Raw genomic sequence first — 13,144 nt, 5'->3', positions numbered from 1 at the left:
ATTGCGCAAGTTAATTTTAGTTGATCATTCGACCTATATAGCATTGCTTATAAAACTGGTTCAATTACCCCGGTCAACCTGATGGAAAAATCCAATAACAATAACAGTCACACAATTTCAGTCCAGAAGAACGATAAAATTGTGTTGATTGGTGGTTTGTTGCTGATGGGTCTTACACTGATTACGGGTGTTGCTGTTTACAGTGTGATGCGTCAGCAAATTGAATCGTCGCTTGGCAGAGGGCTCGATGTGGCATTGCAGGGCAAAGCGCATTTGCTCGAGAGCCAGATTGAAAAGGGTTTGGCTGACACACGTGCACTGGCTACGCGGCCTTTTTTGATTCAGTCGATACAGCAACTGTATGGCCAGACGGAAAATCAAGCAGCACGCGGTGATCTCGAAAGCAATATCCATTCATTGATTCAGTCCGGTTTTACAGCGGCAGTTGTCTACGATGCGCAAGGCAACCAGTTGGTAAAAGCAGGGCGGTTTTCAGAAAAACACACACAGGCACTACCTCTTGGCGAGAAGAATGAAACCACATTAATATGGGACGGCGAGTTTGTTCTGCACACGCGTGAGGCAGTGTTCGATCCAGACGGTCAGCATATCGGCGGCATCATTACGGAAACGACTTTGCCGCAATTGACGCGCAGTTTCAGTGAAATCAGGTCGATCGGCGAAACCGGCACATTTATGTTATGTGCTCCTCCCTCTGTAAGTGATCAGAAAATGGCTTGCCTGATTAGCCAGATTGATGGTGTACGGTTTAAGTCTCTGACACGAGTGGTGGAAGGAGGCGTGTTACCGATGGACTACGCGCTCGACGGCAGAAGTGGTGTTATTGCAGTTATCGATTATCGGAATGTGCCGGTTATTGAGGCCTATGCACCCTTAGAGGCTATTGGTCTGGGTATGATTCTTAAACTGGATGAAGCGGAACTGTTCAAGCCTGTAACTGAAGAACTCAAAATTATTATGGTTTATCTCGGTATTCTGATCATCGCCGAGGTGCTGCTGCTGAACGGGTTTATTCGCAAATTGATTAAGTCAGAACAGAGCGCAAAACTGGCGAAAGACAAAGCCGAGCAGTTTTCATTTGAATTGAGTCTGAAAGAACTTGAGCTTCGCGAGCGTTTAAAAGAGATCACCTGTCTTTATGAAATTCGGCGCAGCATTGGAACGGAATTATCGGTTGAAGAAGTATGTCAGCAGATTTTCAAGCATCTGATTCCTGCCATGCAATACCCGGAATCAGCCTCGGCTTTGATTGAGATCGACGGAAAACGCTTCGATTCAGCTGCCGGCAACCCGACACACAGTAATGCCCTGGTTTCAAGTATCAAAGTCAATGGAAAAGTATGTGGTCAACTCAGTGTTTTTTATTCCGGAGACAAGGAGTTCCTTGAAATTGAAGAACAAAAGCTCATAGATACCATAACAGTCGATCTGGCAAACTGGCTTGAGCGAAAACAAGTCGATGAGATGCTGCGTGAGCGATTGAAAGAAATTACTTGTCTCTACGAAATACGGCGAGGTATCAGTACTGAGCTTTCAGTAGATAAAGTCTGCCGGAATATTTTCGATTATTTGATACCTGCAATGCAGTTTCCAGAAATTGCTACGGCAGTCATTGAAATTGACGGCAGACATTTTGAATCCGGAAAATACGATATTCGTGATGGAAAATTATTATTTCCCAGAGCCAGTAGTGAACGCGTATGCGACGACTGTTACCAATCCCGCGATTCCGTAGGTCATGTTTTGCAATCGGATATCAGCCTTGGTGGCAAAAAATACGGTTATATCAAAGTGACATACCCGGAAGACAAGCCGTTTCTTATTCAGGAGGAACAAAAACTGTTGGATGCGATAGCCAGCGATCTGGAGAGCTGGCTTGACCGCAAGCGTCTGGAACAGACGCTGGTATTTGTTGCAGAAGAACAGGCGCATACCATTGGACAGGAACTGCACGACAATCTTGGTCAGCAAATTGCGGCTATCGGATATCAAGCCAGGGCGCTGGAGAAAAAAATTGCTTCTCAGGGTAATGACTCGATGGCAGCGATCGCAGCTTCTATAGCAGCGCAGGTGCAAACTGCTGTCGTACAGATAAAACAATTGGCCCAGGGTTTGCTGCCATTTGAACTGGAAGCGAACGGCGTAGTTGCTGCACTTGAGAAACTGGCTACAAGAATTGCCAAAACCTATTCAATCAAATGTGACTTTCATTGTGACCACACAATACGAATCAACGATAAGAATCTGGCGCTGAATTTTTACAGAATCGCCCAGGAAGCGGCAAATAACGCAATTCGTCACGGTGAAGCCCGGCATTTGACAATATCTCTTACTGCGAAAAATGATAAACTGATCTTATCTATCCTTGATGATGGCTGTGGTTTTTCTCTGAATACAAGTGACCCGGAGACATCTGGAATGGGTATTAAAATCATGCAGTATCGTGCCAAACAATTGGGTGCCAAACTCAAGTTTCTGTCAGGTGTGGAGGGTGGCACCGTAGTACGTCTCGAAATGAGGATGGTTTAAAAATGCCGGATTCAATAGCACAAATTCTACTTGTTGACGATCACCCGATGATGCGTCACGGGATGGCCATGCTCATCAATATGGAGCCTGATCTCGAGGTCTTTGCAGAAGCCGGGGATGGCGAAGAGGCATTGGCAATTCTCAGAAAAAATAAACAAATTGATGTGGTTTTGCTGGATGTCACGCTGAAAACCATCTCCGGGTTAGAGGTCATAAAAAATATTCATAGCCACTATCCTGATCTGCCTGTGCTTTTTGTTTCCATGCACGATGAAACGATTTATGCCGAACGTGCCCTGCGTGCAGGTGCACGCGGCTATGTGATGAAACAGGAACCTGGCGAGGTATTGATCAACGCCATTCGGGAAGTTCTGCAGGGCAAAATATATTTGAGTGAAAAATTGCACGAAAAACTGCTCAACCGGATTGTGGCGGGCCAGGCCGAGCCGGAGTCACCGATCAATAAACTCACTCCCAGTGAGTTTGAAGTGCTGCATCTGATTGGTGCTGGGCACAGTAGTCAGGAAATCGCCAACTTGTTGAAGCGCAGTATTAAAACAATTGAAACCCATCGCTTTAACATACGTACCAAATTAAAACTGAAAGACAGCGCTGATTTGATCCGTTTCGCCACTCGCTGGGCTTCCGAAGAAAAGCAATGATGGCTGCAATTGCTATTGAAAACTGCCCATTAGCAAATAACGCCTAATGGTTTCTCTTACCAAAAAACAATAGTTTTCCCAATATTAAAACTGATCTGACTTGGCTAGTATGGTACCTGTCTTGAATTCGTTGGGGAATTATCAATGAAAACCATAACAGTTAAATACTTAGCAGTTTTTACTATTTGCATTTTGGCTGCCGCATGTGCGCCGATGGCTCAACATACGTCAGCAAATAAAGGTTTGGAAAATGTTAACCATGCCGCACTGACAAAATATCATGAGAATTTGGCCAGAACAATGCAATCCAAGGCTGAAGAACAGAAGCAAATAGTAAAAAACAGATCTCGGGTCCGCAAATTCGGCAGGAATGCACAGCTTTCAAGAAATCGCGTTATCTGGCGGATTAACAAATATGAAAAAGAAGCTGAGCTAAACTTTGCCAAGGCGGCTTATCATAAGAAAATCGCTCAGGAGCAGGCTAGTCATGATAGATACAGCAAGCCGGGTGCTACCAAGCAGATTGATAAAGCGAGAATCAGACAGGAAAAAGGCGTTCCGTCAAGGGCAGATGATTTTCATGACGCCTTGTAACATTCTGTAGCTAACCGGTTCTTCATCAAAGCAACATTTAAAAACCCGACCAGGCTGTATTGCTTGCCTGGTCGGGTTTTTAACATATATGCAATCCGCTACACACTTAAATTCGACATGCCTGCAGGCTCAAAAAACCTGTTGTTTGAAAAAATTTAATCTAATGGTTTCCCTGATATGAAAACAATAGTTTCCCCAATAGTTCTGTTAAAAAAAAAGAATTATTATGTTTAGCGTAATCCATGAATGACGATTTTGTTTTTTATTACATTACTTCTCTTTTTCTACATGTAAGCCGTTTCCAGCCATTCTCGACGGCTTACTTTTTTTGTGGCCTGCCAGAAAGTTGATAGTGGAGCATATTGTCATGAAAATTGAGCTAAAAAACATTGTTGTTGCTTTGTGTATTGTTGCTGTGGCTGGAAAATACCTGACTGCCCTTACAATGCTTTCAGTATAAGTCGCAGGCTTTCATTGCCATGCCTGCAGTGATTTCAGAGGTAACTACAGCAGCAGCTTTGTCAAAGCAATCTGGTATATTTTCGCCAGTCGTTCCAGATCTTCCACATCTACGAATTCATTCAGTTTATGGATGGTTTCGTTGCGAGGACCAAATTCCACAACCTGTTTACAAATATCAGCGATAAAACGTCCGTCCGAAGTGCCGCCTGATGTGGATAGTTGCGGTTCAAGTTCTGTTACCTGGATAACGGCCTCGTGTAGTGCGTTGGCAAGTTCTGCCCTCGGCGTTAAAAAAGGTTTGCCGGAAAGCTCCCATACCAAATCATATTCCAATCCGTATTTATCCAGCACTGCATGGACTCTGGCTTTCAATGAATCTACGGTACTGGCAGTCGAGAAACGGAAATTAAACAACATATTCACAGTACCCGGTATGATATTCGTGGCACCAGTCCCGCCGTTAATATTGGAAATGTGCCATGTGGTCGGCGGAAAATATTCATTGCCGTCATCCCAGCGGACTTGCGAAAGTTCGGTGATCGCCGGTGCGACCAAATGAATCGGATTTTTTGCCAGATGAGGATAGGCGATATGGCCCTGTACACCTTTGACGGTAAGATTTCCTGACAACGAACCCCGTCGGCCGTTTTTGATGGTATCGCCAAACCGATGCGAGCAGGTCGGTTCCCCTACAATACAATAATCCAGTAACTCGTCGCGTGCTCTGAGTGTTTCCACAACTTTTACAGTACCGTCTACGGCGGGTCCTTCTTCATCTGAGGTAATTAGCAAAGCAATGGACCCTTTATGCTCTGGATGCAAAGTGACGAACGCTTCGATTGCAGTGACAAACGCGGCCAGCGATGACTTCATGTCTGCCGCACCGCGTCCATACAATCTGCCGTCGCGGATAACCGGTTCAAACGGATCGCTGTCCCATTGTGCCAGAGGGCCGGTGGGGACAACGTCGGTGTGTCCGGCAAAGCACAGCACAGGTGAAGCGTCGCCACGCCGGGCCCAAAGATTATCTACTTCCCCAAAACGCATATTTTCAATGTGAAAACCTGCTTTTTGCAATCGTCGTGCGAGTATTTTCTGGCAATCGCTGTCATGCGGAGTTATGGAACGTTGTTTAATCAATTGGCGAGCTAAATCCAATGTTTCGTTGGTCATAAACTTTCCTGTAAAAACTGGAGATCAAATCACTACGCGCAAGAACAGTGTATGTATTTAACAACACTTTCAGTTCAAAACTTTTATACGGGTGTATGGATTTGGGTGATTATCATGTAAATTTAGGGTTTGCTGCTAAAAGCGGATTCTACACGCCTGATACAAAATTCGCACTGAGTGATGTGCAATAAAGCGCTCAATTAATTGAATTCGATCATAAGGGGAAAAGATGCTCGAGTCACTATTACTTGTTTTCATATCATTGCTGGTGATCGTCGCCTTGGTTTTATTCGTACCGTGGTTAAGGCGCCTGATCATTTCCAACCAATTGTTGAAAATATTTCGCAAAATGCTGCCACCTATTTCTCAGACCGAGCAGGAAGCGCTGGATGCCGGCACTGTATGGTGGGATGGTGATCTATTCAGCGGCAAACCTGACTGGAGTAAACTGCTGGCTTATCCAACGCCGCAATTAAGCGACGAGGAGCGGGCTTTTCTCAATGGCCCTGTCGAACAGCTTTGCGACATGCTCGACGAGTGGAGGATTACACACGAACTGAAGGACCTGCCGCCAGAGGTCTGGCAATTCATAAAAGATAATGGTTTTTTTGGATTAATTATCCCAAAGCAGTATGGCGGACGTGGTTTTTCGGCACTGGCGCATTCCGAGATCGTCATGAAGATCGGTTCACGCAGTGGAACGGCAGCGGTAACAGTCATGGTGCCCAATTCGCTGGGTCCTGCTGAACTATTGATGCATTATGGTACGGACGAACAGAAAAATTATTATTTACCGCGTCTGGCCCAGGGATTAGAGGTTCCCTGTTTTGGCCTGACATCGCCGGATGCAGGATCGGATGCCGGCTCCATACCCGATTACGCCGTGGTATGTAAGGGAGAATTTGACGGCAAGCAGGATGTACTGGGCATGCGTGTCACCTGGGAAAAGCGTTATATTACACTGGGGCCCGTAGCAACCATTCTTGGACTGGCTTTTAAATTGTATGATCCCGATCACCTGCTTGGTAATCAGGAAGATCTGGGCATAACACTGGCGCTGATTCCGACCGATACACCGGGGCTGCATACCGGACGGCGCCATCTGCCGCTTGACGCGGCATTTCAAAACGGACCGAACTGGGGCGAAGATGTATTCATACCCATGGACTGGATCATCGGTGGCCGAAATGGTGTCGGGCAGGGATGGCGCATGCTGATGAACTGTCTGGCGGTCGGACGTTCGATTTCATTACCGGCCACCAGTACCGGCAGCGCAAAACTTGCCGCGAGAACAAGCGGCGCGTACAGCCGGGTACGTGTACAGTTCAACCTGCCCATCGGGTATTTTGAAGGAATTGAAGAAGCGCTGGCGCGCATCGGTGGCAATACCTATATGATGGATGCAGCGCGTATCATGACAGCCGGTGCTGTAGATCTGGGTGAAAAGCCATCAGTGATTTCCGCAATCGTCAAGTATCATCTGACAGAACGGGCACGCCAAATCATTAATGATGCGATGGATATACACGGCGGTAAAGGTATCTGTATCGGGCCGCGCAACTATCTCGGACGAACCTATCAGCATATGCCTGTCAGTATTACGGTCGAGGGCGCCAACATTTTGACGCGTAACATGATTATTTTTGGACAAGGCGCGATCCGCTGCCATCCGTATATACTTCAGGAAATCACCGCAGCACACGACACAGACAAAAAACGTGCTTCCAAAGCATTCGACTCAGCTCTGGTCGGTCATGTTTTATTCAGTATGCGCAATGCAGTCAAGTGTCCGGTGCATGGCTTGTTTGGCAAATATATTAAAAGCAATGTTCCTGAAAACTCCAGTCCGGAGACAGCGCCGTATTTTCTACAATTAAGCCGGTTTGCCGTGAATTTCGCATTTCTTGCCGATGTTGCCATGATAAAGCTGGGCGGCGCCTTAAAACGAAAGGAGCGTTTATCCGCGCGCCTGGGAGATATTCTCAGTCTGTTATATCTTGCATCGGCAACGCTGAAACGATTTGAAGACAATGGCCGGCCACAAGCCGATTTACCGTTGCTGCACTGGTCTGTTCAGGATGCCATATACCGCATTCAACAGGCCTTTGACGAATTACTGAGTAATTTTCACGGTAACAAGGTATTTGTCTGGCTGTTGAGAAAATGTATTTTCCCGCTGGGAAAACCGTATCTGCCACCAACCGATAAGCTTGGACATGAAGTATCCCAGTTATTGCTCGAACCGAATAAAGCGCGTGACAGGCTGACAGCGGGTATTTATCTGCCAGCCCGATCGGGCGAACCGATGTCTGACCTGGAGCAGGCACTGGAGTGCGCGATCGAAAGCGCACCACTCGAGGCAAAAGTGCGTAATGCCGTGAAATCAGGCAAGATTACCGCGCAGCAGAGTGAAAAACAGATTACGCAGGCATACCATCTTAACGTGATAAGCGTAACTGAGGCGGACTTGCTGCACAAGATGCGGGATTTGCGCAGCAGGGTTATCAAAGTAGATGATTTTTCGCAGGACTTTTCCTATGAAGTGCCTGGGTCAACTGACCGTACAGAATCGCCGCCGCCAGCTACATCTTCGGTTGCAGCGACAGAGTCGACTATCGCGGCAACAACTGCAACCGCACTTACATCTTCCGAACCGGAACATTCCGATGTTCCCGGGGCCGAAGACCAGGACGAGCAGTTGGCTACTGACATCGAACGCTCCAATGTTCTCGAATCCGGACAGTTAAGTGAAATCGCGTCATCTGATCTCTTTAAGGACGAAGCACCGGCGTCTGAACAGACACCAGAAAATAACGACACAAATACACAGCATGCCGCATCGAAGCAAGAACAACATTCCGGTTCCGCTGATCAGGAAGAGTGGCGGCAAACTGATGAATCGCCAACCGAGAAAACTGGATCCGGGCAGATGAAACAAGGTGAAGGTATTCATACAGAAGAAACCAAAAACCATTAGGCAATATAGTTATGAGCCAAACAATTTCTGTCGAGCAAGCGAAAACTCTGGATGGATTATTTAAGGAACGTGTCCACGCAACACCGCAAGGCGAGGCCTATCGTTATTACGATGAAAAGCAGAAAGCATGGTGTGTTCATACGTGGCAGGCCATGTATACGCATATCGCTCAGTGGCAGGCGGCGCTGATCAGAGAATCATTGACACCCGGTGACCGTGTTGCTGTAATGATGCGTAATCGACCGGAATGGGTCATGTTTGACCAAGCGGCACTTGGGCTTGGTCTTGTTGTCGTGCCATTTTATACCGAAGACAGGGCGGATAATGTCGCCTATATGCTTGCGGATGCCAAGGTGAAACTACTGCTGCTGGAAAAATCCGCGCAATGGCTTGAAGTGTTTGAGGCCGGCAGTAAGGTTGACAGTCTGCAGCGTGTTGTGCTGATTGACCCGGTCAACGTTGAAGATTCCGATTTGGGGCCCGAAGCGACAGCGGCAGATAGCCAGCACCTGACTGTGTTATCAGACTGGTTGCCGGAAAATACTGAAGCTGTTCAGCATATCAATGATGATCCCAACACGCTGGCCACTATTATTTACACGTCCGGGACAACCGGACGCCCCAAAGGCGTGATGCTGAATCATCACAACATCCTGTCAAATGCTCATGGCAGTCTTCAGGCCGTACAGGTGAATCCCGATGATCTGCTGCTGTCTTTTTTGCCGCTGTCGCACACGTTTGAACGAACCGTTGGCTACTATCTGCCTATAATGTGCGGTGCGACTGTCGCCTATGCACGTTCGATTCCGTTATTGCAGGAAGACCTGCAGAACGTACGTCCGACCATACTGATTTCTGTACCTCGGATTTACGAGCGCATTTACGCGGGCGTCCAGACTAAGCTTGATGAAGGTTCAGCTTTTGCCCGCTGGTTGTTTAATTTCACTGTTGAGGTTGGATACAGCCGTTTTGAATACCGGCAGAATCGTGCGGGCTGGCGTCCGGCATTCTTGATATGGCCGTTGTTAGACAAGCTGGTGGCTGCCAAACTGATTAATAAGCTTGGCGGACGATTGCGCCATGCCATGAGTGGCGGGGCAGCATTATCGGCTGAAATCTCTCGCGTTTTTATCGGGCTTGGGCTTCCGATATTGCAGGGTTACGGCATGACTGAAAGCAGTCCGGTTGTCAGTGTTAACCGGCATAGTGATAATGTGCCATCCAGCGTAGGTGTGCCGATCGCAGGTGTGGATGTCAGAATTGGAGATGATGGTGCGTTGCTGATTCGTGGACCGAATGTGATGATGGGATACTGGAACAACTCACAGGCGACAGAGGCCGTTCTCTCTGCTGACGGCTGGTTAAATTCAGGCGATATCGCCACGATTGATTTGCAGGGCCATATTACGATTACCGGTCGATTAAAGGATATCATCGTGCTGTCAACCGGTGAGAAAATACCGCCTGGCGATATGGAAGCAGCTATTATGCGCGACCTCATATTCGACCAGGCACTGGTCATCGGTGAAGCGCGTCCCTATCTGTGCGCACTCGTTGTATTAAACCCCGAAAACTGGAAAAAATTTGCCCGCCAAAATAACATTGACACAGACATAACTGGCAACGAACAAATAAAACACATTGAAGAGATTCTTCTTGAAAAAGTCACGCAACAAACGCACGAATTTCCGGGTTATGCGCGTATCCGAAAAGTTCTTGTCATTCCTGAATCCTGGTCCATTGAAAACGAAATGATGACCCCGACGCTAAAACTGCGGCGAGCCAAGATCCTGGAGCAGCATAAAGTCGAAATTGAAAAACTGTATGCGGGCCATTGATGTTATGTAAATAAATACTCAGTGTTTAAATATTATAACGCGACTCCTGCCACATACAGCGCCTGTATAGAGCACTGATGTAGGAATAATTTGTTGTTTATACAAAATAATTTCCACAAAATCAGGGGTGACACTTTACACTTTATTTAAATGCAAAGTGTAAATATGTGGCTGCTTTTTTAATGTCGAATAGCACATGCTTGTTTTTGATTTCTCTCGATTGGCAGCAAGTTTTTATTCACCTGATATCTTTTTGGTAAACCCATCGTCAATATTTATTTTGGTTGCGTTTGCCAGATGATTATAAAAAACACCCATACCTGACATTGCAATAATTTCCATAATCTCCTCGTCATCAAACCCCAACTTTCTCAATGACTCAAAATCCTGTTCACTTGATGAATGAGAATCTTTCGCGAGCCTCACTGCAAAATCAATTGCGGCTTTTTCTTTTGGATCGGCAGTGTCTGTTGTGTAGTTTTTAATCAAGCTTTCAATTTGATCTGGTGTAACACCTATACTCAGACAGAAGGCGTGATGAGCGGCCTCACAGTAGTGACAGTCCTTTAGTGAAGATATTGCTACGAAAATCATTTCCTTGAGTCGGCGGCTTACACGACCACTTGTCAGTATATGGTTCATTACCGGCCATATGCCTTTGAGTGATTCAGGCGATACCGCCCATACCCGGAAAAAATTCGGGGTAAAAGGTGCTTTAAGCGCTTTTCGTATCTTGACAAAGGTCTCATCAATTTCAGGTGAAACTTGACCGTCATCTATAATTCCGCTAATTGTTCGCATTTAAATTTCCTTATTAAGTTTTTTGGAGGAAGTACAAACCATTCAATGGTCGAATATGTAAGATATTGATCTAATTCTGGTTTCTTTCGCTTATTAATTCCATAAATTATCTGGGTAAATTTAAGGCCACCCAAATCATGGCAACCCAAGGACCCTGACCATATCAGAATACGCACATAGAGAATGTTATGCATATAACAATGGATGTCGATAATCTTGCCATTGTCGTTTCTCATTTAATAAATAATGCGGAAAAATGATTTTTTAATTTTCTGTAAGAAAACAACACAGTATATGCGTTATGGTTAATTCGCTAAAAGCGCCATTTTTATAGACGTTATTTTAATTTTCCAATAAATAATTGCTGATTAAAATTTAATTTTAGTCTCTCGGATATTAAAACAATGCCTTTAAGAAAACTTGTCAGAGAATTCAATATGTATCTAAAAAATAATGAATCCTTACTAGAGCGCGATTTCAAACATGTTGCGGAAAAGATTGAATTGCACTGGGGATATCCGGAATTTTATCCTTTCATAAATAAATTGCTGGTCAACGATCATGACCGAAAAAGAAATGGTTTTCCTCAGGAAGTAATGGAAGAGATACATACTCTTTATGAAATCCATTGTGAAAAATATCCTGAATTACGCTCAGCTTTAAAGACAGACAGTCAACGCTACCAATAAAAACGGATTTCGTTCACCATGAGCCACGCCACCCTGCGGCGCGGCTCGTGTGATGACTATAAATAACTGTTTAAATAAATCTTTTACAAATAAAGATTATTTATATCAATAAGGGGTTTATTTTTCATGAAACAGGACGTTAATAAAGTTTTAGGTCAGAGGAGACTGTTAAATGGAAACTATGGATGTGGTATTAACTCGACTGGATCATGATTTTACGATGATCTTTATTACGACATTCCTGTTGCTGTTTTTTTTCTCAACTTTAGTCAAATCCATTAAGGCAAAACAAGCCAATATTACATATCGATCGGTATCCAACCTTTTTACGCCCGCTGAATTATCTTTTTATCATGTATTGAAAAAGGCTGTTTCAGAACAATTCGAAATATTTGGGAAAGTACGAATCGCCGATGTGATACAGCCTGGAAAGCATTTGAATCAGAAATCATGGCGAATAGCCGTTAACCGAATCCAGTCGAAACATTTTGATTATGTTATTTGCGATCCGGAAACATTGACCATTATGGCTGTTATAGAACTGGATGACGCAAATCATAACGCTGAAAACAATTCAAACCGAGATCGCCTGGTAAATGAGATCTGCCAGAGCGCCAACATCCAGCTTATACGTTTCGATACAAAATCAGCGTACCAGGTCGGGTATGTTCGTGAAGCGATTAATGATGTTTTAAGCAGCAGATCTTAAGACGATTAGAGAAAAATGGCATTCGCACGTTTAGACCTCAGTGCTGAAAGATGATCACAAACCAAGCAAGATAATCCAAATAAAAATTATTTAGCAAATACCCCATTTATTTATGTAATTGCTAATAATTTATATTATGTAAAATTAACCGTAGACGTTACAATAGAAGGCTTACGGACAAAATACAAAACTTCTTTTTCAATCTGTGGCTTACTATCCATCCATTCCACCCTTCAAGCTAGATTCAAATCCATTATTTTATTTTTCAGCATTGCATTTCCAGAAAACCTGATTTCTGACAAGTGATAACAACTTTTAAATTAGTAAGTTATATCACTTTTGTTTGATATTTCGTCTGGTTTCTGAATTTGCAATGATTTCTGTTTAAAAATAACCAACAAAAAATCATGAACGAACTTATTCAAGGTATCAGCGTTCCAGCCATTGAGGAAATCACCGGAGAAAGCCCGAGAATTATCAGGCAATGGAAAAAAGGTACAAGAAAAATTCCTGAATCTGCTATTCGTTTACTTCGCTTGTATTTGAATGGTGATGCCAGCGCGATCCTCGGCAAAGACTGGGAAGGACATTTTTTTAACGTGAAAGAAACCGCTAATCAGGCGCACATAATCCTGACCAGCTAAGGTCATCGCAGAATTGGCATTTTTAAACTTGATCTGGTTTGATAA

The 13,144-nt window shown here is 44.7% G+C and carries 10 protein-coding genes; 8 read left to right on the top strand and 2 right to left on the bottom strand.

Annotated features, from left to right (window positions below):
* Positions 1–81 precede the first annotated feature (81 nt).
* The 3 genes from BMY62_RS09210 to BMY62_RS09200 all read left to right on the top strand — a co-directional run bounded on the left by BMY62_RS09210 (position 82) and on the right by BMY62_RS09200 (position 3,806).
* Positions 82–2,550: a sensor histidine kinase gene (locus BMY62_RS09210; RefSeq protein ID WP_256207531.1), complete on the top strand. Its 2,469-nt coding sequence runs from the start codon at positions 82–84 to the stop codon at positions 2,548–2,550.
* Between the two features lie 2 nt (positions 2,551–2,552).
* Positions 2,553–3,212, top strand: a complete 660-nt coding sequence (locus BMY62_RS09205; RefSeq protein WP_090658890.1) for a response regulator transcription factor — start codon at positions 2,553–2,555, stop codon at positions 3,210–3,212.
* 144 nt (positions 3,213–3,356) lie between these two features.
* The gene (locus tag BMY62_RS09200; RefSeq protein WP_090658888.1) at positions 3,357–3,806 is read left to right on the top strand and encodes a hypothetical protein; all 450 of its coding nucleotides are present in this window, start codon (positions 3,357–3,359) and stop codon (positions 3,804–3,806) included.
* A 504-nt stretch (positions 3,807–4,310) separates the two neighbouring features.
* Here the strand turns inward: BMY62_RS09200 and dapE are convergent.
* A complete protein-coding gene (gene dapE / locus BMY62_RS09195) occupies positions 4,311–5,441 on the bottom strand; it encodes a succinyl-diaminopimelate desuccinylase (protein ID WP_090658886.1) in 1,131 nt (376 codons plus the stop codon).
* Between the two features lie 229 nt (positions 5,442–5,670).
* On the opposite strand from dapE, the gene BMY62_RS09190 reads away from it, so the two are divergent.
* Both BMY62_RS09190 and BMY62_RS09185 read left to right on the top strand, forming a co-directional pair.
* Positions 5,671–8,418: an acyl-CoA dehydrogenase gene (locus BMY62_RS09190; RefSeq protein WP_090658884.1), complete on the top strand. Its 2,748-nt coding sequence runs from the start codon at positions 5,671–5,673 to the stop codon at positions 8,416–8,418.
* Positions 8,419–8,429: 11 nt separating this feature from the next.
* Positions 8,430–10,256: an AMP-dependent synthetase/ligase gene (locus BMY62_RS09185; protein ID WP_090658882.1), complete on the top strand. Its 1,827-nt coding sequence runs from the start codon at positions 8,430–8,432 to the stop codon at positions 10,254–10,256.
* A gap of 234 nt (positions 10,257–10,490) precedes the next feature.
* Here the strand turns inward: BMY62_RS09185 and BMY62_RS09180 are convergent, their stop codons facing one another.
* A complete protein-coding gene (locus tag BMY62_RS09180) occupies positions 10,491–11,057 on the bottom strand; it encodes a carboxymuconolactone decarboxylase family protein (protein ID WP_090658880.1) in 567 nt (188 codons plus the stop codon).
* Between the two features lie 404 nt (positions 11,058–11,461).
* Between BMY62_RS09180 and BMY62_RS09170 the strand changes: the two genes are divergently transcribed.
* The 3 genes from BMY62_RS09170 (at position 11,462) to BMY62_RS09160 (ending at position 13,099) form a co-directional block, all read left to right on the top strand.
* A complete protein-coding gene (locus BMY62_RS09170) occupies positions 11,462–11,746 on the top strand; it encodes a hypothetical protein (protein ID WP_090658877.1) in 285 nt (94 codons plus the stop codon).
* Positions 11,747–11,918: 172 nt separating this feature from the next.
* Positions 11,919–12,455 carry a DUF2726 domain-containing protein gene (locus BMY62_RS09165; RefSeq protein WP_090658875.1) on the top strand — a complete coding sequence of 179 codons (537 nt, stop codon included), beginning with the start codon at positions 11,919–11,921 and terminating at the stop codon, positions 12,453–12,455.
* Positions 12,456–12,862: 407 nt separating this feature from the next.
* Positions 12,863–13,099, top strand: coding sequence for a hypothetical protein (locus BMY62_RS09160; protein WP_177170347.1), 237 nt, complete (start codon positions 12,863–12,865; stop codon positions 13,097–13,099).
* The last annotated feature ends 45 nt before the right edge of the window (positions 13,100–13,144 follow it).

Origin of the sequence: Nitrosomonas marina, from assembly GCF_900111605.1 — a bacterium.
Classification (GTDB): domain Bacteria; phylum Pseudomonadota; class Gammaproteobacteria; order Burkholderiales; family Nitrosomonadaceae; genus Nitrosomonas; species Nitrosomonas marina_A.
This window is presented reverse-complemented; position numbering and strand designations above follow the sequence as displayed.

What these genes read in the sequence shown, in the direction of transcription:
- BMY62_RS09180 (WP_090658880.1), bottom strand. Translation starts at nt 11,057, where the DNA reads ATGCGAACAATTAGCGGAATTATAGATGACGGTCAAGTTTCACCTGAA.
- dapE (WP_090658886.1), bottom strand. Translation starts at nt 5,441, where the DNA reads ATGACCAACGAAACATTGGATTTAGCTCGCCAATTGATTAAACAACGT.
- BMY62_RS09185 (WP_090658882.1), top strand. Translation starts at nt 8,430, where the DNA reads ATGAGCCAAACAATTTCTGTCGAGCAAGCGAAAACTCTGGATGGATTA.
- BMY62_RS09170 (WP_090658877.1), top strand. Translation starts at nt 11,462, where the DNA reads ATGCCTTTAAGAAAACTTGTCAGAGAATTCAATATGTATCTAAAAAAT.
- BMY62_RS09160 (WP_177170347.1), top strand. Translation starts at nt 12,863, where the DNA reads ATGAACGAACTTATTCAAGGTATCAGCGTTCCAGCCATTGAGGAAATC.
- BMY62_RS09210 (WP_256207531.1), top strand. Translation starts at nt 82, where the DNA reads ATGGAAAAATCCAATAACAATAACAGTCACACAATTTCAGTCCAGAAG.
- BMY62_RS09200 (WP_090658888.1), top strand. Translation starts at nt 3,357, where the DNA reads ATGAAAACCATAACAGTTAAATACTTAGCAGTTTTTACTATTTGCATT.
- BMY62_RS09190 (WP_090658884.1), top strand. Translation starts at nt 5,671, where the DNA reads ATGCTCGAGTCACTATTACTTGTTTTCATATCATTGCTGGTGATCGTC.
- BMY62_RS09205 (WP_090658890.1), top strand. Translation starts at nt 2,553, where the DNA reads ATGCCGGATTCAATAGCACAAATTCTACTTGTTGACGATCACCCGATG.
- BMY62_RS09165 (WP_090658875.1), top strand. Translation starts at nt 11,919, where the DNA reads ATGGAAACTATGGATGTGGTATTAACTCGACTGGATCATGATTTTACG.